This window comes from Halomonas sp. (assembly GCF_034520545.1).
GTDB lineage: Bacteria > Pseudomonadota > Gammaproteobacteria > Pseudomonadales > Halomonadaceae > Halomonas.
On the sequence record NZ_JAXHNN010000016.1, the window covers coordinates 184952 to 207313 of the forward strand.

The following is a 22362-nucleotide window of genomic DNA, read 5'->3' on the forward strand; positions in this document are numbered from 1 at the left end:
ATCAGAACAGTGCCAGCTGGCGCTTGACCGGGCCGAAGGAGCGACGATGATCGGGCAGCGGGCCCAAGCGCGCCAGGGCGGCCAGGTGCTCGCGAGTCGGGTAGCCCTTGTGGCGGGCGAAACCGTAGTCGGGATGCCGGGCATCGAGGGCCACCATGCCCGCGTCACGGGCGACCTTGGCCAGTATCGAGGCGGCGGCGATGGCCGGGTGGCGGGCATCGCCCTTGACCACCGCCTGACCGGGAATATGATGCCCGGGCAGCCGATTTCCGTCCACCAGCAGGTACTCCGCCGCCGGCACCAGGGCATCGATGGCACGACGCATGGCGAGGTGAGTAGCATGGTAGATATTGAGCGCATCTACCTCGGCGGCCGACGCCTCAGCCACGGCAAGGGCCAGCGCCCGTTCGCGGATCTCCAGCGCCAGGGCCTCACGACGCCGGGCGGTGAGCACCTTGGAATCGGCAAGGCCCGCAATAGGCCGTGCCGGATCGAGAATCACCGCAGCGGCGACCACCGGGCCGACGAGAGGACCGCGACCTACCTCGTCAACGCCGGCGAGACAGTCACCGACATAGTCGATCACCAGCGGCGACAGCTCGCGGCTCCCTCTCCCTCGCGCGCACTCCTTGACCGTCACGGCGACACCTCAGCGGGCAGCTCGGGCGCCACGCTCGCCGGCAGGGGATCTCCCGCCACCAGCGCCTCAATGGCCTCCGCAGCGCGGCGGCTGGCATCGCGCTGCAGGCCAGCATGTATCCCGGCGAAGCGTGCCTCAAGGGCCTCCCGCCCCGCCTCATCGTCGAGCATGGCACTCAAGTGCTCGGCGATGGCCTCGGGCGTGGCCGCGTCCTGGATCAACTCCGGCACCAGGGCCTCGCGAGCGATCAGATTGGGAAGCGAGATCCATTCGGTCTTCACCAGTCGCTTGGCCAGCCAATGGGTCATGGGCGCCATCCTGTAGGCGACCAGCATGGCACGGTGACAGAGCATCGCTTCCAGGGCTGCGGTGCCCGACGCGAGCAGCACGGCATCGCTTGCCACCATGGCCTCGCGAGCCTGGCCATCGACCAGGGTCAGTCGATCTTGCAGGGCGGGACGTTCGGCCAGAAGCGCTTCCAGCTCGGTGCGGCGTTCGGGCGTGGCGGCCGGGATCACCACCCGCAGGCCCGGTCGCGCGGTACACAGCCGTTCCGCGGCAATCAGGAAAGTGGTGCCCAAGAAGCGAATCTCATTGGCCCGTGAGCCGGGGAGCATGGCCAGAATCTGGCCATTCAACGGAAGCCCCAACTCCGCACGCGCGGATGTCCGATCGTTGTCGAGAGGCAGCTCGTCGGCCAACGGGTGACCGACAAACGCCACCGGTACCCGGTGATGACGATAAAATGCCGCCTCGAAGGGCAGGAAGGTGAGCATGGCGTCAACTGAACGGGCGATACCCTTCACCCGACCCTGGCGCCAGGCCCAGACGGAGGGGCTCACGTAGTGGGCGGTGGTCAGGCCCGCTTCGCGCAGCTGGCGCTCCAGCCCGAGGTTGAAGTCCGGGGCATCGATGCCGACCATGATGTCGGGCTGCCAGGACAGGGCATCGCGCCTGAGCTCGCGACGGACGCGGACCAGTCCGGGCAGGTGCCGGATCACCTCGACCAGGCCCATCACCGATAGGGTCTCCAGGGGGAAACGGCTGTCGATCCCCTCGGCGATCATGCGCGAGCCCCCGATACCGCGGAACTCGACTCCCGGATGACGCGCCTTCAGCGCCCGCATCAGGCCAGCTCCGAGGAGATCGCCGGAGAGCTCGCCCGCGACCAGATAGACGCGACGGACCGTCATGGCGTCGCCATGCTCAGCGGATGATGCCGCGGGTCGAGACCTCAATGGAGGCAGCAAAGGCCTCGGTCTCGGGCAGCGCGAAGCGCTCGCGGATCTGGACCAGGGCCTGCTCGGTGGTGAGGCCCTGGCGGTAGACCAGCTTGTAGGCCTCGCCCAGCGCACGGATGGCCTCCTTCGAGAAACCGCGGCGCTTTAGCCCCACCAGGTTGAGGCCGTGGACCTGAGCCGGGTTGCCGTTGATCATCACATAGGCCGGAGTGTCCTTGGTGATGATCGAGCCACCGCCGGCCATGGCATGATCGCCGAAATGGCAGAACTGATGGATAGCCGATAGCCCCCCGAGGATGACGAAGTCCCCCAAGTGCACATGACCGGCGAGCGTCACCTGGTTAGCCAGGATGCAGTCGTTGCCGATCACGCAGTCATGGCCGACGTGAACGTAGGCCATGATGAGGTTACGCGAACCGATAGTGGTCTCACCACGGTCCTGGGCGGTACCGCGGTGCAGGGTGGCCCCTTCGCGAATGACGTTGTCGTCCCCCATCACCAGGCGGGTCGGCTCCCCTGCGTACTTCTTGTCCTGGCAGTCCTCGCCTACCGAGGCGAACTGGAAGATACGGGTGCGCGCGCCCAGCACGGTGGGCCCCTTGAGCACGACATGGGGGCCAATGCGACTACCAGGACCGACCTCGACATCGGGCCCGATCACCGTGAAAGGCCCGACCTCGACATCGTCAGCCAGGCACGCAGTGGGGTCGATGAGGGCGGTAGGGTGTATCAAGCGACCTTCCTCTCGGCACAGGTGATATCAGCCTCGCAAATCAGCTCGCCGTCCACCGTGGCTCGGCAGGCAAATTTCCAGATGCCTCGCTTGGTGCGCTCAACCCGAGCCTCCAGCACCAGCTGGTCGCCGGGCATCACCGGACGCTTGAAGCGCACGTTGTCACTGGCCACCAGGTAATAGACATAGCCGTCGGCCGGCAGCTTGTTGACGGTCTTGAAGCCGAGAATGCCGCAGGCCTGGGCCAGCGCCTCGATCACCAGCACGCCGGGCATGATCGGATGATGCGGAAAGTGGCCGTTGAAGAAGGGCTCATTGATGCTGACATTCTTGTAGGCAACGATGGATTCGCCAAGGGTGATCTCCGTCACCCGATCCACCAGCAGAAAGGGATAGCGGTGGGGCAGATACTCACGAATCTCGTTGATGTCCATTACCATCGTAACAACCTCTGAAATGACAGGATGCCCTTCCTCGGAGGGGCATGGCCGGCAGCAGGGACCGGCGAAAACAGGCAGTGGATTATACCGCCCTGCGACACGCCCTCAACCGCTGCGACCGGCCTTCTCGAGCCGTGCCAGCCGCTTGGCGATGTCATCGAGCTGCTTGAAACGCACCGCGTTGCGGCGCCACTGGGCATTATCCATGGCACCGGTACCCGACGAGTAGATCCCCGGCTCGAGGATCGAGTTGGTCACCAGGCTCATACCGGTGACCTGGACGCCATCTGCGATGGTCAGGTGGCCGGAGAGCCCCACGCCGCCTCCCAGCATGCAGTGCCGACCCACGCGAGTGGAACCGGCAATGCCCACACAGCCGGCCAAAGCGCTGTGATCGCCGATCTGCACGTTATGAGCGATCTGCACCTGGCTGTCGATCTTGACGTCATCACCGATCAGGGTGTCACCGAGTGCCCCGCGATCGATACTCGAGCAACTACCCACTTCGACATCGTCGCCCAGCACCACGCCACCCAGCTGAGCGATCTTGTGCCAGCGTGCCCCGTCGTGGGCGAAACCGAAGCCATCACCGCCGATCACGCAGCCGCTATGCAGGAGTGCCCTGGCCCCGATCACCACGCCATGGCAAACGGTCACATTGGCATGCAGGCGCGACCCGGGGCCGATACGCGAGTCTGCACCAACGACACAACCCGGACCGATGACCACCTCGTCACCCAACTCGACTCCCGATTCGATCACCGCCTGGGGCCCGATGGCCACCTCCCGACCCAGGCGAACGTCGTCGGCGACCACCGCCGTGGGGTGGATACCGGCAGGGGTGCGTCCGGCGAGGGGATCGAAGAGCCGCGACAACCCAGCATAGCCGAGGTAAGGATTATCCATCTCCAGGCGCGCCACCGGGCAGCTCTCGGCATGGCCGGGTGCCAAAAGCACCGCGGCGGCGCGGGTCTCCGGGAGGTCCTTGAGGTAGGCGCGATTGGCGAGGAAGGCCACCTGATCCGGCTCGGCATCCCTGAGCGTGGCCAAGCCGCTCACCCGTTTTTCGCCGTCACCCTCGAGGCGGGCTCCAAGTCGCTCGGCGATCTCGGCAAGTGTGAGGGTTCGGGCGTCTTGGTTCATGGGAACTCGCTGTGGTGGCTCGGCCGGCTCAGTAGAGGGTGTTGAGGATCTCGGTGACTTCCCCCGTCAGGTTCTGCAGATCCCGTTCGGAATGCAGCACGCCGTTCGGCTCCACCAGTACCTCGACCCCGTGGCGGTCGATGACCTGCTGGACGGCCTGATCCAGCTTGGGCTCGGCCTGCTGAAGGAACTGTTGCTCGGACTGCTGGCGCGCCTGGCCGATCTCCTGGCGCAGCTGCTCGAAGCGTTGCCCCTTGCGCTGAAACTCCTGCATGGAGGTACGCCGCTCGGTCTCGGTCATGTTCTCGCCCTGCTGCTGAAGACGCTGTTGCATCTGCTGAAGCTCCTGGCCCAGGGACTCCGCCTCCTGCTGCTGTTCGAAGAGACGGTTGCGCAACTCGTTCATGGAACGCTGAGCGGCGTCGGTCTCCATCAACGCAGCGCGCCAGTCGAGCAAGGCCACCTCGTCGGCCTGAGCCGGCAGGTTGACGGCGGCCAACAAGCCGAAGCATAGGAAGGCGGAAAGCTTGCGCATGGTGGGGACTCCTCGATAGGGGCCGGATCAGAAGGTCTGACCCAGCGAGAACTGGAAGAACTGGGTATCGTCACCCTCTTCGTCGTTGAGCGCTTCGGCGACGCTGAACGTCAGCGGCCCCACCGGGGTCAGCCAGGATAGACCGATCCCTGCGCTGTAGCGCAACTCGCCGAGGTCCACACCGGACTCGCACGAAGAGATGAACCCGTCAGGCACGTCGTAGCAGTCGGTTAGGAAGGTGTTGCCGGCATCCAGGAAAAGCGATGCCTGCAAGGAACGCTGGTCCTCGATGAAGGGCATGGGGAAGAGCACCTCGGCGCTGCCTTCCACCAGCACGTTGCCGCCCAGGGTACGGTCATTACCGCCATTGCGCTCGGTGGTGGCCGGCCCCAGGGTATTGCCGGTGAAACCGCGGACAGACCCGAGACCGCCGGAGAAGAAGTTCTCGTAGAACGGATAGGGGTCGTTGCCGACGGTGTCGGCATAACCCAGCTCACCGCTGAACTTCAGCCCCCAGGTCTGCTCCTCGTTGAAGGGGACGATCTGACGGGCCCGGGCGCGCAGCTTGTAATACTCGGCATCGCTCCCTGGCACGGCGGTCTCCAGCGACAGGCGCTGGTAGTTGCCGGCAGTGGGCATGATGCCGCGGTTGAGGTTGTTGCGGGTCCAGCTGGCTGTCAGCTTCAGGCTCTGGGCGTCATTCCCCTGATCCTGCTCGTACTGGATGATCTCGGCCGGCGTGTCGCGGTAGGTCTTGATGGATAGGTCCTCGGCCGCGGCTCCGAAATTAAGGCGAGTCAGCTCGTTGATCGGATAGCCGAAGTTGATGCCCCCACCGAAGGCGTCGGTGGAGTAGGTCGAGATATCGGAGTCCTCGTAGTCGGTCTCGCGATAAAAGAGATTATAGCCGCGCGAGATGCCGTCCAAGGTCCAGTAGGGGTCGGTGAAGCCGAAGTTGAGGCTGGTGTAGGTATCGCTTCGCTGGGCACCCAGGTTGACCCGGTTGCCGGTACCCAGAAAGTTGTTCTGGGACAGTGAGGCACCATAGATCACCCCGGCGCTCTGGGAGAAGCCAATGCTCGCCGAGATCGAACCCGAAGGTTGCTCCTCTACCGTATAGGTGACATCCAGCTGGTCGGGCTCACCGGCCACCGGACGCGTTTCCACGTCGACCTGCTTGAAGAAGCCCAATCGCTCCAGGCGCTGACGCGACTGACTGATCGACTCGGTGGAAGCTGGCGCCCCCTCCATCTGGACCATCTCGCGCCGCAGCACCTCATCCTGAGTGGTGGTATTGCCGGTGAACTCGATGCGCCGCACGTAGGCCCGGCGACCCGGCTCGACACGGAAGGTCAGATCCACGGTGTCCCCGGAAGCGGCAATCTCGGGAATCCCGTCCACGTTGGCGAAGGCAAAGCCCTCGGCACCCAGACGCGAGCGCAAGGCCTCCGCGGAGGCAGTGACATCGCTACGCGAGAAGATCTCACCGGTTTCTACTTCCAGCAGCTCACGAGCCTCGCGCTCGGCGATCCTCAGCTCGCCGGCAAAACGGATGTCACCCAGGCGATACTGTCGGCCCTCGTCGATGTTCACGGTAACAAAAATCCGCGATTTGTCGGGGCTGATCGAGACTTGGGAGGACTCGATGTTGAAGTTCACGTAGCCGCGATCCAGATAAAAGGAGCGCAGCCGCTCCAGATCACCGGACAGAGCCTCGCGGGAGTACTCGTCGCTGGAGAACCAGCCGAAGAACCAGCCCGGCTTGTCGTCGAGCTCGAACACATCGCGCAGCTCGTCATCCTCGAAGTCACGGTTTCCGACGATATTGATCTGACGGATCTTGGCTACCGCCCCTTCGTCGATATCGATATTGACCTGGACCTGCCCCTCGCCGACCTCCTCGACGGAAGTGTCGATCCGCGCACTGTAGCGACCTTGGGACTGATAGACCCCCTCCAACTCGCGCTGGATCTCCTCGAGGGTAGAGAGCTGCAGCACCTGGCCCTCGTTCAGCCCGGCCTGCTTGAGGCCATTACGTAGATCTTCGTCAGCGATCTGCTTGTTGCCTTCGATATTGAGTCGCGCGATGTTCGGGCGCTCGACCACCTGAATGATCAGAACATCCCCCTCGCGGGCCAGCCGGACGTCCTCGAAGAGACCCGTAGCGAAGAGCTCCCGGGCCGCCTCGGCAAGCTCGCGCTCGTCGACCCGATCGGGAGCGCTGACAGGAAAGGCATTGAACACGGAAGCGGGAGAAACCCGCTGCAGCCCCTCAACCCTGATGTCGGAAACGTCGAAAGGTTCCGCCTGTGCCGCCTGGGCACCTACGAGCAGCAGCGCCGCCAGTCCGATGGTCTTGATTTTCATGCAGTCGATTCGCTCGCGTTGATCTGCCGTCCTGTCTAGACAGGCACCTTATACATTTGTACTGGCCACTGACAAGCCAGCGCCCGGCTACCAGAGTCGCATGAGGTCGAAATAGAGCGCCATAAGCATCAAGGTACCGACTAGCGCCAGACCGATACGCAGGCCTACGGCCTGGGCCTGATCGGACACCGGGCGACCGCGTACCACCTCGACCAGATAATAGAGTAGATGGCCACCGTCGAGCACCGGAATCGGCAGCAGGTTGAGCACGCCCAGGCTGATGGACAGATACGCCAGGAAGCTGACGAAGCTCTCGAGTCCGGAGCGCGCCGACTCGCCGGCAATACGCGCGATGGTGATGGGGCCGGAGAGATTCGACGGCGAAATGAGGCCCACCACCATCTTGCGGATGGCCCCCAGGGTCAGCACCGTCATCTCGCCGGTGCGTGACAGCGACTGACCCACCGCGGCCACCGGCCCATAACGGATCTCGCGACGGTACTCCTCGGGCCATTCGACGGGCTCGACGCCGGCACCGATATAGCCAATGACCACACCCTCCTCCAGTTCGTTGCGGCCGGGGGTCATCGTAACCGAGAGACGCTCGCCGTCGCGTCGCACGGTGAGATCCAGAGGCTCGCCGGGGCTGGCGCGGACGCGATCGACGAAGGCCATCCAGTCCGTCACCGGTTCACCATTAACCGCGACGACCTCGTCACCCACCTGCAGGCCTGCTTCGGCCGCCGCCTCGCCCTCGATCAGCTGGCCCAGCACCGCGGGAATTTCCGGCTGCCAGGGCGTCAGTCCCAGGCTCGGCAGTGGCCGGGGAGGATCCTGACGCACCAGCCAATCTTGCACCGGCAAACGATAGGTCCTGGGGTCGGCTGTCGCCTCGTCGCGGGCCTGTACCTCCAGTTCTCCGCTGGCACCGATGGCCGCGACCAGCTTGAGGTTGATCTCGTCCCAGGAGCGTACCGCCTCGCCCCGAACCGCGGTGATCTCCTGACCGGCCTCGAGCCCGCCACGGCTGGCGGGCGAGTCCGGCGCCACGCTGCCGATCACCGGCGCCACCGCGGTGGTGCCGGCAACGAAGAGGGCCCAATAAGCCACGATGGCCAGCAGGAAGTTCGCCAGGGGCCCGGCAGCAACGACGGCGATACGCTGCCAGACCGTCTTGTTATTGAAGGCCTGCTGTCGCTCGGCAGGGTCAACCGGGCCTTCGCGCTCGTCGAGCATCTTGACGTAGCCCCCCAGCGGGATCGCGGCCACCACGAATTCGGTACCATGACGATCACGGCGCGACCACAGCGGCTTGCCGAAGCCCACGGAAAAACGCAGCACCTTCACGCCGCAGCGCCGGGCCACCCAGAAGTGACCGAACTCATGGAAGGTGATCAACAGGCCGAGCACCACGATCACGGCCAGCACGTTCTGGATCAAGCCCAAGTCAGTCTCCTTGCAGTCAACAGCGTCGAGGCGCGCGCATCATTGCCGCGCCAGCCAGGCGTGAGCCGCGCGCCGGGCGAGAGCATCGGCCTCGAGGATGGTCTCGAGGTCTTCGGCCGGCGACACAGAGCGCTCATCGCGCACCCGGGCCACCAGCTCGCCGATGCCGGTAAAGCCGAGACGGCCGGCCAGGAAGGCCTCCACCGCCACCTCGTTGGCGGCATTGAGTACCGCCGGCGCTGTGCCACCCGCGTCCATGGCCTCCCGGGCCAGACGCAGGCAGGGAAAGGCCATCTCGTCGGCAGGCTCGAAGTCGAGCCGCGCGACCCGGAAGAGGTCAAGGGTCTCTACCCCGGCATCGATGCGCTCCGGCCAGGCCAGCCCATAGGCGATGGGAGTGCGCATGTCCGGATTGCCCAACTGGGCAATCACCGAGCCGTCGCTGTAGGCCGCCATGGAGTGAATCACGCTCTGGGGGTGCACCACCACCTGGATCTGGTCGGGACGGGCATCGAAGAGCCAGCATGCTTCGATCAGCTCGAGTCCCTTGTTCATCAGGGTGGCACTATCCACCGAGATCTTGCGCCCCATGGACCAGTTGGGGTGGGCGCAGGCCTGATCCGGGGTCACGCTGATCAGATCGTCCCGCGACCAGCCGCGAAAGGGGCCACCGGAGGCAGTCAACAGCAGTTGCGTCACGCCGTGGCGTACCAGGCCACCACGATGGTCGATGGGTAGACACTGGTAGATGGCATTATGTTCGGAATCGATCGGCAGGAGGGTGGCGCCGTGACGCGCCACGGCGTCCATGAACAGCGCCCCGGACATCACCAGGGCCTCCTTGTTGGCCAGCAGGACCCGTTTGCCAGCCTTCACTGCAGCCAGCGTCGGCAGGAGGCCCGCGGCACCGACGATGGCCGACATCACAGTGTTCACCTCACGGGCCTCGGCCACCTCAACCAGCGCCTCACGACCGGCCCGCACCTCGGTGGCGAGCCCCGCCTCGGCCAGCTGCCCACGCAGCCAGGCGGCGTCCTCCTCGGCATCGAGCACCGCCACCGCCGGCCGATGGCGCCGGCACTGGTCCAGCATCGCTTCCCGGGAGCGGTGGGCGGTCAGGGCATGTACCCGGTAGCGCTCCGGGTGACGGCCGAGCACGTCCAGGGTGCTGGTGCCGATGGAGCCGGTGGCGCCCAGAACGGTCACACGCTCCAGGGTCACAGCAGGCCCCCGGACAGCAGGGCGAACAGTGGTACCGCGGCGGTCAGGCTGTCGACCCGGTCGAGCACTCCACCATGCCCGGGTAGCAGCTGGCTGGAGTCTTTGATGCCGCGATGGCGCTTGAGCATGCTCTCGAGCAGGTCGCCCAGTACCGAGGCCAGCGTCACCGACGCCGTCGCCAGCAGCAGAATCAGTCCACCGGTGACGCCGAGACCCTGCCAGGTAGCGAAGCCGATCGCCAACAGCGCGGTGACGGCCAGCCCACCAGCCACCCCCTCCCACGTCTTGCCGGGGCTCACACTGGGGGCCAACTTGTGACGGCCGAGGGCTCGGCCGACGAAGTAGGCGCCGATGTCGGCACCCCACACCAGCAGCAGCACGAAAAGCAGCCAAAGGGCACCGCCCTCGCGAAGAACACTGAAGCCCACCCAGGTCGGCAGCAGCACCCAGAGCCCCATGGCCAGGCGCATGCCGGTCGACTGCCACTGCACGAGGCGCGCAGGATAACTCGTCACCCAGTAGAGGTTGACCAGCCAGCCCAGCGCACCCAGCCACAGCAGCCAGGTCGACAGCCCGGCGCCGGTCACCCAGCACAGTGCCAACAGCAAGGCGAGGCCCACCACCAGAAGCAGGCGAGGACCCGGCGCGGTGATACCGGCAAGGTTGGCCCATTCCCAGGCGGCGAGCAGCACGATGACGGCGGTGAACAGACGGAACCCTTCACCCTCCAGGCCGAACAGGCCGAACAGGGCCAGCGGGATCAACCAGGCCGCGGTGATGATCCGTTGTCTAAGCACCCTGTGCCTCGATCTGTTCGTCGGTCATGCCGAAGCGTCGCTGCCGACCCTGAAAGTCAGCCAGCGCGCGGTCAAAGGCCGCGCCATCGAAGTCGGGCCACAGCACGGGGGTGAAATGGAGCTCGGCATAGGCCATCTGCCAGAGCAGGAAGTTGGAGATGCGCTGCTCACCGCTGGTGCGGATGCAGAAGTCCACCGGGGCATCGCCGGACAGGCTCACCTCCTCGTCGAGGGCCAGCTCGTCGATCATCTCGGGGTCGAGCTCGCCGGCGGCGACCCGCTCAGCCAGCCGCCGGGCGGCACCGGCGATATCCCAGCGCCCCCCATAGTTGGCCGCGATCACCAGGTGCAGGCCGGTATTGTCACGCGTCAGCGCCTCGGCACTGGCGATATGCTTCTGGATCGAGGTGGAGAAGCCGCTGCGGTCACCGATCACCGACAGGCGAATGCCGTGCCGGTGGAGTTTCTTGACCTCACGACGAAGCGCCAGGAGGAAGAGCTCCATCAGCGCATTGACCTCGCTAGCAGGCCGCTTCCAGTTCTCGCTGGAGAAGGCGAACAGCGTGAGAGTCTCGATGCCCCGCTCGGCGGCGCGACGAATGACGGCGCGCACCGCCTCCACGCCGGCATGGTGGCCACGCACGCCGGACAGACCGCGCGCCTTCGCCCAGCGATTGTTGCCGTCCATGATGATGGCCACGTGGCGCGGCAATGGCGCCTCGCCGGAAACGGGTCCATCGTCGGTAGTGGCCCCGGAACGGGGAGACTGCGGTGACGTCATGATGTCTCGCATGGCGGGTAAAAAGCATGAAAGCCGGCGAACCACGGACGCTTCACCGCGGTTCGCCGTGAGGCGATCCATCGCCGGCCGCGCCGTTCGCCGGCGCCGCCTGCCGTCCTCAAACCTGCATCAGGTCGTGTTCCTTGGACTCCAGCGCCTTGTCGATCTCGGCGACGATGCTGTCGGTAAGCTTCTGGATGGCTTCCTCGGCCTGGTGCTGCTCGTCCTCGGTGATCTCCTTCTCCTTGAGCAGCGACTTGAGATCACCGTTGGCATCGCGGCGCACGCTACGCACCGCCACCCGAGCATGCTCAGCCTCTTGGCGAGCCTGCTTGATGTAGCCCTTGCGCGTCTCCTCGGTAAGCATCGGCATGGGCACGCGAATCACGTTGCCGGCACTCGCCGGGTTGAGGCCGAGATCGGACGTCATGATGGCCTTCTCGATCTTCGGTACCATCTGCTGCTCCCAGGGCACCACGCTCAAGGTCCTGGCGTCCTCGGTGTTGATCGAGGCCACCTGATTGAGCGGCACCTGGCTGCCATAGTAATCCACGGTCACCGCATCCAGGATGCTGGAATGCGCCCGACCGGTACGGATCTTGTTGAAGTTCTGGTGAAGGGCCTCGAGGCTCTTCTTCATGCGACTCTGCGCATCCTTCTTGATGTCATCGATCACTGTCTCACCCTCTGTCAATCAGCGTGCCTTCCTTGCCACCCACCACCAGGTTCAGCAGGGCACCCGGCTTGTTCATGTTGAACACCCGCACTGGCATGTCATGGTCCCGCACCAGGCAGATGGCGGTCAAATCCATCACCCCGAGCTTCTGGTCGAGCGCATCATCATAGGACAGCTGCTCGTACTTGACCGCTTCGGGATGCTTGACCGGGTCCTTGTCGTAGACACCATCGACCTTGGTGGCCTTGACCACCACGTCGGCGTCGATCTCGATGCCGCGCAGGCAGGCCGCAGAGTCCGTGGTGAAGAAAGGATTGCCGGTGCCGGCCGAGAACAGCACCACGTCCCCGGACGTCAGGTAGCGGATGGCGGTTCGGCGATCATAATGCTCCACCACGCCACTCATCGGAATCGCCGACATCACACGCGAGCGGATGTTGGAACGCTCCAGGGCATCGCGCATGGCCAGAGCATTCATCACCGTGGCCAGCATGCCCATGTGGTCGCCGGTGACCCGATCCATGCCCGCCTCGTGCAGGGCCGCCCCGCGGAAGAGGTTGCCGCCGCCGACGACGATGCCGACCTGGACGCCGATCCCCACCAGTTGGCCAATTTCCAGCGCCAGGCGATCCAGCACCTTGGGGTCGATGCCGAAGTCGGCATCGCCGGTCAAGGCCTCGCCGGAGAGCTTGAGCAGGATACGCTTGTACTTGGACACTTCGGCGCGGGTCTTCTCGGGCTTGCTGGAGGCAGGGTGATCAGCACTGGTCATGGGGTATCTCCCGATTCTCGACGCTTGGGAACGGATGGATGACCGGACTCACCGGCCGGATACGCGAAGGCGTGCGCTCGCGCGCACGCCATCTTCACACTGGAACCTGAGACCTCAGCTGCGCTTGGCCTGTTCCATCACTTCCGCGGCGAAGTCGACCTCTGCCTTCTCGATGCCCTCGCCCACCTCGAAGCGGGTGAAACCGACCACTTCGCCGCCGGCCGCCTTGACGAACTCGGCCACGGTCTGGTCCGGGTTCTTGACGAAAGGCTGTTCGGTCAGGCTGTTCTCTGCCAGATACTTCTTGAGGCGGCCCTGCACCATCTTCTCGGCAATCTGCTCGGGCTTGCCGGCCATGTCGGGCTGGGCGAGGATGATCGCCTTCTCGGCATCCAACTGCGCCTGCGGCATGTCCTCGGGAAGCGCCACGGTCGGGTTGATGGCCGCCACGTGCATGGCGACATCCTTGGCCACTTCGGTGTTGCCGCCCTTGAGCACGGTGAGCACGCCGATGCGGCCGCCATGGACGTATTCGCCCACCACGCCGCCTTCCGGTGCCTCGACCACGGCACAGCGACGCACGCCGATGTTCTCGCCGATCTTCTGTACCAGCTGCTCGCGAGCCGTCTCCAGCGCACCTTCCATCACCGCGGCCACGTCTTCGCTCTTGGCGGCGAAGAAGGCATCGGCGATCTTGTCGGCGAAAGCCGTGAAGTTCTCGTCGCGGGCGACGAAGTCGGTCTCGGAATTGATCTCGACCACGACACCGAAGGAGCTGTCGTCGGCGACGCGGGTCACCACGGCGCCTTCGGCGGCCGTGCGACCGGCCTTCTTGGCGGCCTTGAGCCCGGAGCTCTTGCGCAGGTTCTCGATGGCGACTTCGATGTCACCACCCGTTTCGGTGAGTGCCTTCTTGCACTCCATCATGCCGAGCCCGGTACGCTCGCGCAGTTCCTTCACCTGGGAGGCGCTGATAGCTGCCATGGGTATCACCTCTGAATGTCTCGGGAAGTGGGCCGGACCCTCGCAGCGGAGAATCCGGTGAATTCGTATAAAAAAGGGGGCCACGGCCCCCTTCTCGTCTAACCGGCATCGATGGCAACGGTGTGACAGGCCATCCACAGCCGCCGATCAGACGGACCGCGATCACTCGGCGGCGCTGTCGCTTTCCTGAGCAGCGGCCTCTTCGATCACCTCGACGAACTCGTCGGGACGACCTTCCTTGGCACGGGCACAGGCATCAGCGATGGCCTTGACGTAGATCTGAATGGCACGGATGGAGTCATCGTTGCCCGGGATCACGTAGTCGACGCCGTCGGGATCGGAGTTGGTATCCACCACGCCGATGACCGGGATACCCAGCTTGTTCGCCTCGTTGATGGCGATACGCTCATGGTCCACGTCGATCACGAACAGCGCATCGGGCAAGCCGCCCATTTCCTTGATACCACCCACGGACCGCTCGAGCTTGTCCTGCTCGCGGGTCGCCATCAGCACTTCTTTCTTGGTCAGCTTCTCGAAGGTGCCATCTTCGTGCATGGCCTCGAGTTCGCGCAGACGCTTGATGGAGACGCGGATGGTCTTGTAGTTGGTCAGCATGCCGCCGAGCCAGCGGTGGTTGACGAACGGCTGGCTGACGCGATTGGCCTCTTCCTTGATGATCTTGCTCGCGCTGCGCTTGGTGCCGACGAACAGGATCTTGTTGTTGGCCGCCGCCATCTTCTCGACCACATCGATGGCCTCGTTGAGGGCCGGCAGGGTGTGCTCGAGGTTGATGATGTGGATCTTGTTACGGGCGCCGAAAATGAACTTGCTCATCTTCGGGTTCCAGTACTTGGTCTGGTGGCCGAAGTGAGCGCCTGCTTTGAGCAGGTCACGCATATTGACGTGTGCCATGGATGACTCCTGGAAAATCGGGTTAGGCCTCCACGCACCCCATGGATCCGACCGTCGGAGCAACCCGACAGCACCCGGGACCATGTGACGGTGCATGTGTGATTTCAAGGCGTTGCATTGATTGATCGCACTTCTCGCTCATCGCTGAGGTGCCGAAGGATCGACAAGGCTCCGCGATTGCAGGAAAGCGCGCAGCTTTATACCATGGATGGCTTCCGAGATGAAGTCGTCCGATGCTCAAGCCCACCCTTGCCCGGGCGACACCACCCCTGATTCGAGATTCCATGAACGTACCCATCAAGACGCCCGACGAGATCGATAAGATGCGCGAAGCGGGACGCCAGGCCGCCAGCGTGTTCGAGATGCTCATCCCCCATGTTACGGCCGGCGTGAGCACCGGCGAGCTGGACCGGCTGTGCCACGACTATATTGTCGACGAGCTGGGCTCCACCCCGGCGCCGCTCGATTATCACGGCTTTCCCAAGTCGATCTGCACCTCGATCAACCACGTGGTCTGCCATGGCATTCCGGATGACGCCAAGAAACTCAAGAAGGGCGACATCATGAACATCGACATTACCGTGAAGACTGCCGACGGCTACCACGGCGATACCAGCATGATGTTCATCATTGGCGAGACCATCCAGGGCGAGCGCCTCTGCCGGGTCACTCAAGAATGCCTGTACCGCAGCATCGCCCTGGTGCGCCCGGGCGTGCACCTCTCCACGCTTGCCCGCGCCATCCAGGAACACGCCGAGGCCAATGGCTATTCGGTGGTGCGCGACTTCTGCGGGCACGGCATCGGCGCCGGCTTCCACGAGGATCCGCAGATCCTGCACTACGACGGCTATGCCCCCGAGGCCGACATCCCCCTCCAGGAGGGCATGTGCTTCACCATCGAGCCGATGATCAATGTGGGCGATCATCGCACCAAGGTGCTGCGCGACGGCTGGACCGCGGTGACCAAGGACAGGAGTCTGACCGCCCAGTGGGAGCACACCCTGCTGGTCACCGCGACGGGAGTGGAGGTACTCACCGCGCGTAGTGACGAAGACCTTTCCCTCCTCGACCGCTGAGTCGACTGCCATGCTCCTGCACCACTACCGCTTCGATCCCGACGAAAGTCTCTTCGATATCGAAGCCTTTCGTGCCGAGCTCGCCGGCGAACGCTCACCGATCGCACCCTTCAAGGCCGCGCTGCGCAGTATCCAGGCCCGCCTGGACGAGCGTTTCCGCGCCGGTGCCGACATCCGTGACCTGGTGCACGGCCGGGCGTGGTGCCTGGACCGCCTGCTGGCCATCGCCTGGGAACAACACGACTGGCCCGACGAGGGTGTCGGATTGCTCGCTGTGGGCGGCTACGGCCGAGGCGAGCTGCATCCCCATTCCGACATCGACCTGCTGCTGCTGCTCGAGCACGATGACGACACACCGTATCGCGAACCCCTCACAGCCTTTATCACTTTCCTGTGGGACATCGGCCTGGAGATTGGCCACAGCGTGCGCTCACTCGCCGATTGCGAGCGAGAGGCCGTGGCCGACGTGACGGTGATCACCAATCTGCTCGAGACGCGTACTCTGGCCGGGCCCGAACGCCTGCGCGAGGCGATGCAGTCGCGCCTGTCCACCGACCAACTGTGGCCGGCGGATCGCTTCTTCGAGGCCAAGTGGCAGGAACAGATCAGCCGCCACTACCGCTACAACAACTCCGAGTACCACCTCGAGCCCAATATCAAGAGCTCGCCGGGGGGGCTGCGTGACATCCAGATGATCGGCTGGGTGGCCAAGCGCCACTTCGGCACCCAGCGCTTCGAGGACCTCGTCGCCGGCGGCTTCATGAACGATCCCGAGCTGCGCATCCTCAGCCAGGGCGAGGCCTTCCTGTGGCAGGTGCGCTATGCCCTGCACATGCTGACCGACCGAGCGGAGGACCGCCTGCTGTTCGACCACCAGCGCACCATCGCCGAGCTTTTCGGCTACCGCGACACGCCGGAGCGCCTGGCCGTCGAGCAATTCATGAAGCGTTACTATCGCCATGTCACGGCGTTGGCCGGGCTCAACGACATGCTGCTGCAACACTTCGACGAGGCGATCCTGCACGACGGCGAGGCACTCACCACCACTACCCTCAACGAGCGATTCGAGATCAAGGGAGGCTATATCCAGGCGCGCTCGCGCCATGTCTTCCGCCGGCGTCCCTCGGCGCTGCTCGAGCTCTTCCTGCTGATGGCCGAGCACCCGGAGATCGAAGGAGTGCGCGCCGACACCATCCGCCTGATCCGCGACCACCGCCACATGATCGACGACCTCTATCGCGACGACTTGCGTCACCAGAGTCTGTTCATGGCGCTGCTGCGCTCCGGCGGCAATGTGGCCCGCCAACTGCGACGCATGAACCGCTATGGCGTGCTCGGCAAATACCTGCCCGAATTCGGTCAGGCGGTGGGGCTGATGCAGCATGACCTCTTCCACATCTATACGGTGGATGCCCATACGCTGCGCCTGCTCAAATGCATCCACAGTTTCCGCAAGCCAGAGGCAAAGGAGGAGTTCCCGGTCGCCGCCACCCTGATCCATCAACTGCCCAAGCTGGAGCTGCTGTGGATCGCCGGTCTTTATCACGACATCGGCAAGGGACGCGGCGGCGACCACTCGACCCTTGGTGCCCGGGATGCCGAGGCCTTCTGTGAGCGCCATGGACTCTCCAGCCGCGACACTCGCCTGGTCAGCTGGCTGGTGGAGCACCACCTGATGATGTCCATGGTGGCCCAGAAACGCGACATCACCGACCCCGATGTGATCGCCGATTTCGCGCGCCTGGTGGGCGACGAGACCCGGCTGGATTACCTCTACGTGCTGACGGTTGCCGACATCAATGCCACCAACCCGACCCTGTGGAACGGCTGGCGAGCCTCGCTGCTGCGCCAGTTGCATGGCGAGGCCAAGCGCGCCCTGCGACGCGGGCTCGAGAATCCCCTGGAGCGCGACGACTGGGTGCAGGAGACGCGCAGCGAAGCCCACTCCCTGCTGGCCACGGTAGGCGCCGACATGAACCTGGTAGACCGGCTCTGGGAGTCGCTGGGCGAGGACTACTTCCTGCAGTACGCCCCCAGCGAGATCGTCTGGCAGACCCAGGGCATCCTGAACCATGGCGACAGCCAGCTGCCGCTGATCCTGATCAACGCCCCCACCGACGACATGGCCGAGGGCGGCACCAAGGTCTTCATCCACACCCTCTCGGTGGACGACCTCTTTGCCGCCACCGCCGCCGCCATGGACCAGCTGGGGCTATCGATCCACGACGCCCGCATCGCCACCTCCAGCAACGACTGGACGCTGAACACCTTCATCGTGCTGGACGACCATGGCCAGGCGATCCGCGACCGCGAGCGCATCGAGGAGATTCGCCGGCACCTGGTAGAGGAACTCGATGACCCAGACGACTACCCGCAGATCGTCACGCGCCACACACCGCGCCAGCTCAAGCATTTCCGCGTGCCCACCGAGGTCAGCATCGAACAGGATCCGGCCAATGACCGCACCCTCCTCGAGCTGGTCGCACCCGACCGCCCCGGCCTGCTGGCCCGGGTAGGACGCATCTTCATGGAGCAGGACATCGCGCTGTCGGCGGCCAAGATCGCGACCCTGGGCGAGCGGGTCGAGGACGTCTTCTTCATCACCGACAAGGCCGGCGCGCCGCTCACCGACCCGGAACGCCAGCAGCGCCTGCGCGAGCGCCTCATCGAGGTCCTTGCCATTCCCGGCTGACGCTGGGCGCGGGTCGCCGTTTGAGGCCGCCCCGGGGGTTCCCTATAATCGACGCCCTGCCCGCCGACGGCATGCGGGCCAACACCGATAACGACGCCGGACTCTTCTCTCTGTCCGAGGCGCACCTGGACACCCATGAACCCCGACCTCGACGCCCTAAAGCCCTACCCCTTCGAGAAGCTCGCCGCCCTCAAGGCCGGCGTGACACCGCCTGCTGGGCTGACACCTATCCCGCTGACCATCGGCGAGCCGCAGCACGCCCCCTTTGCCGCCGCCCTGAACACCCTGCATCGCCACCAGGAAGACTTCGCCCGCTACCCGACCATCGCCGGCAGCGCGGAGCTGCGTGGCGCCATCGCCGGCTGGGCGACGCGACGCTTCGGGCTGACTGGGCTCGATGCCGACCACCAGGTGCTGCCGGTGAACGGCACCCGGGAGGCGATCTTCGCTTTCGTTCAGGCGGCGCTGGATCGTACTCGCACGGCGAAGGTAGCGATGCCCAACCCCTTCTACCAGATCTACGAGGGTGCCACTCTGCTGGCCGGCGGACAGCCGCTCTACCTGGATGGCACCGCCGAGAGCGGCTTTCGACCGGACCTGGGCAGCGTGCCCGCCGAGACCTGGCGCGACGTCCAACTGGTATTCCTCTGCTCGCCGGGCAACCCCACCGGGGCAGTGACGCCACTGGCTGAATTCGAGACGCTTATCGCCCTGGCGGATGAACACGATTTCCTGATCGCCTCGGACGAGTGCTACTCGGAGCTCTACCTGGACGAGGCCGCCCCGCCGCCGGGGCTGCTCGAGGCCTGTGCTCGCCTCGGCCGCCACGACTATCGGCGCTGCCTGGTGTTCCATTCGCTCTCCAAGCGCTCCAACCTGCCGGGGCTGCGCTCCGGGTTCGTTGCCGGCGATGCACAGCTGATCGCCCCGTTCAAGCGCTACCGCACCTACCATGGCTGCGCCATGTCGCTACCCGTTCAGCAGGCATCAATCACCGCCTGGAACGACGAGACGCATGTGCGCGCCAATCGGGACGCCTATCGCGAGAAATTCGCCGCGGTCACCGAGGTCCTCGCCCCGGTATTGGACTTCCCCGCCCCCCAGGCCAGCTTCTACCTTTGGCCAGCGGTGCCCGGCGGGGATGACGAGGCCTTCACCCGATCGCTCTACGCCGCGGAGAACGTCAGCGTGCTGCCCGGCAGCTACATGGGGCGGGACGGCAACAACGGAATCAACCCCGGCAGCGGCCGGCTGCGCTTGGCGCTGGTCGCCGAGGTCGAGGCCACCGTAGAGGCCGCCAGGCGAATCCGCCGCTTTATCGAGAGGAGTTCCCGATGCTGACGCTCTACGTGATCAAGAACTGCGACACCTGCCGCAAGGCGCGCAAGGTCCTGGAGGACAAGGGCATTTCCTTCCAGGTCCATGACCTGCGCGAGGACGGGCTCTCGGCGCCGCTGCTGGAACACATCCTGCACCGCGTGCCGGTCATGGAGATGCTGAACAAGCGCAGCACCACCTGGCGTCAGCTCGACAAGGAAACGAAGGCCGACATCGACGCCAACAAGGCCCGCGAGCTGATGCTGGCCCACCCTACCCTGCTCAGGCGCCCGGTGCTCGATACCGGCGACGAGATCCTCGTCGGCTACCGCGACGGCGACTACGACTCACTCTAGGGCCTCCCCTGGCCCTCCTCCACGCTTCCATAGGACACCACCCCCATGCTGAGCTTTGCACTCGGAATCGGCACCCAAAATACCCAGGGCGACTGGCTGGAGATCTACTACCCGGCCCCACTGCTCGATCCTGACCCCAGCCTGGTGGCCGCCGCCGCCAAGATACTCGACGCCCCCGACGGCAATGCCGCGGTCAGTTTCCTGCCCGAGCATTGCAGCGAGCTGGCCGGCGCGCTGAAGGCCGCCGGCCACGAGGAACAGGCCGAACTGGCCGAGACCCTGGCCGCGAGCCGGCGCCCGCTGGTAGCCATGTTCCTGGACGTGGACACCCCGCCCCAGAGCGCACCGGAGGTCTACCTCAAGCTGCACCTGCTCTCTCATCGCCTGGTCAAGCCCCACGGGCTCGAGCTCACCGGCATGTTCGGTCTGCTGCGTAACATCGCCTGGACCAGCGAAGGGGCGATCGACATCGAGGAGCTACCAGCCCGTCGCCTCAAGGCGCGCCTGGAGGGACGCCCGCTCTCGGTGGACTGCGTCGACAAGTTCCCGAAGATGACCGATTACGTGGTACCCGGCGGCGTGCGCATCGGTGACACCGCCCGGGTGCGACTGGGCGCCTACCTCGGCGAGGGCACCACGGTGATGCACGAGGGCTTCGTCAATTTCAATGCCGGTACCGAGGGACCGGGCATGATCGAGGGCCGCATCTCCGCCGGCGTGATGGTCGGCAAGGGCTCGGACCTCGGCGGCGGCTGCTCCACCATGGGCACTCTCTCCGGCGGCGGCAACATCGTCATCAAGGTGGGCGAGGGCTGCCTGATCGGCGCCAATGCCGGTGTCGGCATTCCGCTGGGTGACCGCTGCACCATAGAGGCCGGCCTCTACCTCACCGCCGGCGCCAAGGTCACCCTGCTCGATGACCAGGGCCAGGAGGTCGAAACCGTAGCCGCCCGCGAACTGGCCGACCAGAACGACTTGCTGCTGCGCCGCAACTCGCAGAACGGACGCATCGAGTGCCTCACCAACAAGAGCGCCATCGCGCTCAACGAGGCACTGCATGCCAACAATTGAGCCGCCAGCGCTCTCCCCGACCCTGGCGCTCGCCTTCGAGCTGATCCGGCGCCCCTCGGTGACACCGGATGACCTGGGCTGCCAGGAGCTGATGATCGAGCGACTCGAGGCGCTAGGCTTCCGGGTCGAGCGTCTGCCCTTCGGCGACGTGGAGAACTTCTGGGCGACCCGTGGCCACCATGGGCCGCTGCTGGCCTTCGCCGGCCACACCGATGTGGTGCCCAGCGGCCCCCAACCCCGCTGGGACTTCCCGCCCTTCGAGCCGTGCATCGATGGGGCAGGCATGCTGCGAGGCAGAGGTGCCGCTGACATGAAGGGCAGCCTGGCGGCTATGGTCACTGCGGTGGAACGCTTCGTGACGGCACACCCGGACCATCACGGACGCATCGGCTTCCTCATCACCTCCGACGAGGAGGGGCCGGCGGTCGACGGCACCCGGGCCGTGGTCGAGCACCTTCGAGAGACCCACGACCGTCTCGACTACTGCATTGTCGGCGAGCCCTCCTCCACCAACCGGCTGGGTGACGTGATCAAGAACGGTCGACGCGGCTCGCTGGGCGGAGTACTGCATATCCGAGGCATTCAGGGCCATGTGGCCTACCCGCACCTGGCGCGCAACCCCATTCACCAGGCGCTGCCGGCGCTGGACGCCCTGGCGCGGGAACACTGGGACACCGGCAACGCCTTTTTCCCCGCCACCAGCTTCCAGGTCTCCAATATCCGTTCGGGGACCGGCGCCACCAACGTGATCCCCGGCGAGGTCGAGGTGGTGTTCAACCTGCGTTTCTCCACCGAGGTGACCCACGAGCAGATCCAGCAACGCACCGAGGCGTTGCTGGAGGCCCATGGCCTCGACTATCACCTGGACTGGACGCTCAACGGCGAGCCCTTCCTCACTGCCGAGGGCGAACTGGTGGAGGCCGCCGTCAATGGCGTCGAGGACGCCCTGGGGCACCGCCCTGAGCTATCCACCGCCGGCGGCACGTCTGACGGGCGCTTCATTGCTACCCTGGGCAGCCAGGTGGTCGAGCTCGGCCCCTGCAATGCCACCATCCACCAAGTCAACGAGCGGGTACTGGCCTCGGACCTCGATGACCTCAGCCGAGTCTACGAGGCGATCCTTGCCAGACTCTTCGTCAACGGCACGGCCCAGCTCTGAGGC

21 protein-coding genes are annotated in these 22362 nt (G+C 65.2%); 6 read left to right on the plus strand and 15 right to left on the minus strand.

Annotated elements, in window-relative coordinates; translation table 11 throughout:
• Nucleotide 1: 1 nt before the first annotated feature.
• The 15 genes from rnhB to rpsB form a co-directional block, all read right to left on the minus strand.
• Nucleotides 2-640, minus strand: a complete 639-nt coding sequence (gene rnhB, locus U5L98_RS17965) for a ribonuclease HII (RefSeq protein ID WP_322559622.1) — start codon at nucleotides 638-640, stop codon at nucleotides 2-4.
• Nucleotides 637-1833, minus strand: a complete 1197-nt coding sequence (lpxB, locus tag U5L98_RS17970) for a lipid-A-disaccharide synthase (RefSeq protein WP_322559623.1) — start codon at nucleotides 1831-1833, stop codon at nucleotides 637-639. The genes rnhB and lpxB overlap by 4 nt, the downstream gene beginning before the upstream one ends.
• 13 nt (nucleotides 1834-1846) lie before the next feature.
• Complete coding sequence (lpxA, locus tag U5L98_RS17975; protein WP_322559624.1) at nucleotides 1847-2614, minus strand: acyl-ACP--UDP-N-acetylglucosamine O-acyltransferase; 768 nt, start codon at nucleotides 2612-2614, stop codon at nucleotides 1847-1849.
• Nucleotides 2611-3054, minus strand: a complete 444-nt coding sequence (gene fabZ / locus U5L98_RS17980) for a 3-hydroxyacyl-ACP dehydratase FabZ (RefSeq protein WP_322559625.1) — start codon at nucleotides 3052-3054, stop codon at nucleotides 2611-2613. The genes lpxA and fabZ overlap by 4 nt, the downstream gene beginning before the upstream one ends.
• A gap of 105 nt (nucleotides 3055-3159) precedes the next feature.
• On the minus strand, nucleotides 3160-4197 hold the full coding sequence (lpxD, locus tag U5L98_RS17985) for a UDP-3-O-(3-hydroxymyristoyl)glucosamine N-acyltransferase (protein ID WP_322559626.1): 1038 nt from the start codon (nucleotides 4195-4197) through the stop codon (nucleotides 3160-3162).
• Between the two features lie 28 nt (nucleotides 4198-4225).
• Entirely contained in the window at nucleotides 4226-4732 is a 507-nt protein-coding gene (locus tag U5L98_RS17990) for an OmpH family outer membrane protein (RefSeq protein ID WP_322559627.1), read from the minus strand.
• Between the two features lie 27 nt (nucleotides 4733-4759).
• Nucleotides 4760-7099 (minus strand): outer membrane protein assembly factor BamA, encoded by a 2340-nt coding sequence (bamA, locus tag U5L98_RS17995; RefSeq protein ID WP_322559628.1) that lies wholly within the window; start codon nucleotides 7097-7099, stop codon nucleotides 4760-4762.
• An 87-nt stretch (nucleotides 7100-7186) separates the two neighbouring features.
• Nucleotides 7187-8545 carry a sigma E protease regulator RseP gene (rseP, locus tag U5L98_RS18000; protein ID WP_322559629.1) on the minus strand — a complete coding sequence of 453 codons (1359 nt, stop codon included), beginning with the start codon at nucleotides 8543-8545 and terminating at the stop codon, nucleotides 7187-7189.
• A gap of 39 nt (nucleotides 8546-8584) precedes the next feature.
• A complete protein-coding gene (ispC, locus tag U5L98_RS18005; protein ID WP_322559667.1) occupies nucleotides 8585-9760 on the minus strand; it encodes a 1-deoxy-D-xylulose-5-phosphate reductoisomerase in 1176 nt (391 codons plus the stop codon).
• A gap of 2 nt (nucleotides 9761-9762) precedes the next feature.
• Nucleotides 9763-10563 (minus strand): phosphatidate cytidylyltransferase, encoded by an 801-nt coding sequence (locus U5L98_RS18010; RefSeq protein WP_322559630.1) that lies wholly within the window; start codon nucleotides 10561-10563, stop codon nucleotides 9763-9765.
• The gene (gene uppS / locus U5L98_RS18015) at nucleotides 10556-11344 is read right to left on the minus strand and encodes a polyprenyl diphosphate synthase (RefSeq protein WP_322559631.1); all 789 of its coding nucleotides are present in this window, start codon (nucleotides 11342-11344) and stop codon (nucleotides 10556-10558) included. Before uppS ends, U5L98_RS18010 begins: the two co-directional genes overlap by 8 nt.
• Nucleotides 11345-11462: 118 nt before the next feature.
• Nucleotides 11463-12020 (minus strand): ribosome recycling factor, encoded by a 558-nt coding sequence (gene frr / locus U5L98_RS18020; protein ID WP_322559668.1) that lies wholly within the window; start codon nucleotides 12018-12020, stop codon nucleotides 11463-11465.
• Nucleotides 12021-12024: 4 nt separating this feature from the next.
• Nucleotides 12025-12792 (minus strand): UMP kinase, encoded by a 768-nt coding sequence (pyrH, locus tag U5L98_RS18025; protein WP_322559632.1) that lies wholly within the window; start codon nucleotides 12790-12792, stop codon nucleotides 12025-12027.
• A gap of 114 nt (nucleotides 12793-12906) precedes the next feature.
• A complete protein-coding gene (tsf, locus tag U5L98_RS18030; protein ID WP_322559633.1) occupies nucleotides 12907-13776 on the minus strand; it encodes a translation elongation factor Ts in 870 nt (289 codons plus the stop codon).
• Nucleotides 13777-13938: 162 nt separating this feature from the next.
• The gene (gene rpsB / locus U5L98_RS18035) at nucleotides 13939-14688 is read right to left on the minus strand and encodes a 30S ribosomal protein S2 (protein WP_322559634.1); all 750 of its coding nucleotides are present in this window, start codon (nucleotides 14686-14688) and stop codon (nucleotides 13939-13941) included.
• Nucleotides 14689-14972: 284 nt separating this feature from the next.
• On the opposite strand from rpsB, the gene map reads away from it, so the two are divergent.
• From map to dapE, 6 genes are all read left to right on the plus strand, one after another.
• Nucleotides 14973-15764 carry a type I methionyl aminopeptidase gene (gene map / locus U5L98_RS18040; protein ID WP_322559635.1) on the plus strand — a complete coding sequence of 264 codons (792 nt, stop codon included), beginning with the start codon at nucleotides 14973-14975 and terminating at the stop codon, nucleotides 15762-15764.
• Nucleotides 15765-15774: 10 nt separating this feature from the next.
• Nucleotides 15775-18456 carry a [protein-PII] uridylyltransferase gene (locus U5L98_RS18045; RefSeq protein WP_322559636.1) on the plus strand — a complete coding sequence of 894 codons (2682 nt, stop codon included), beginning with the start codon at nucleotides 15775-15777 and terminating at the stop codon, nucleotides 18454-18456.
• A gap of 135 nt (nucleotides 18457-18591) precedes the next feature.
• A complete protein-coding gene (dapC, locus tag U5L98_RS18050; RefSeq protein WP_322559637.1) occupies nucleotides 18592-19797 on the plus strand; it encodes a succinyldiaminopimelate transaminase in 1206 nt (401 codons plus the stop codon).
• Nucleotides 19791-20129: a Spx/MgsR family RNA polymerase-binding regulatory protein gene (locus U5L98_RS18055; RefSeq protein ID WP_322559638.1), complete on the plus strand. Its 339-nt coding sequence runs from the start codon at nucleotides 19791-19793 to the stop codon at nucleotides 20127-20129. Before dapC ends, U5L98_RS18055 begins: the two co-directional genes overlap by 7 nt.
• A gap of 45 nt (nucleotides 20130-20174) precedes the next feature.
• Nucleotides 20175-21200: a 2,3,4,5-tetrahydropyridine-2,6-dicarboxylate N-succinyltransferase gene (gene dapD / locus U5L98_RS18060; protein ID WP_322559639.1), complete on the plus strand. Its 1026-nt coding sequence runs from the start codon at nucleotides 20175-20177 to the stop codon at nucleotides 21198-21200.
• Complete coding sequence (gene dapE, locus U5L98_RS18065) at nucleotides 21187-22359, plus strand: succinyl-diaminopimelate desuccinylase (protein ID WP_322559640.1); 1173 nt, start codon at nucleotides 21187-21189, stop codon at nucleotides 22357-22359. Before dapD ends, dapE begins: the two co-directional genes overlap by 14 nt.
• The last annotated feature ends 3 nt before the right edge of the window (nucleotides 22360-22362 follow it).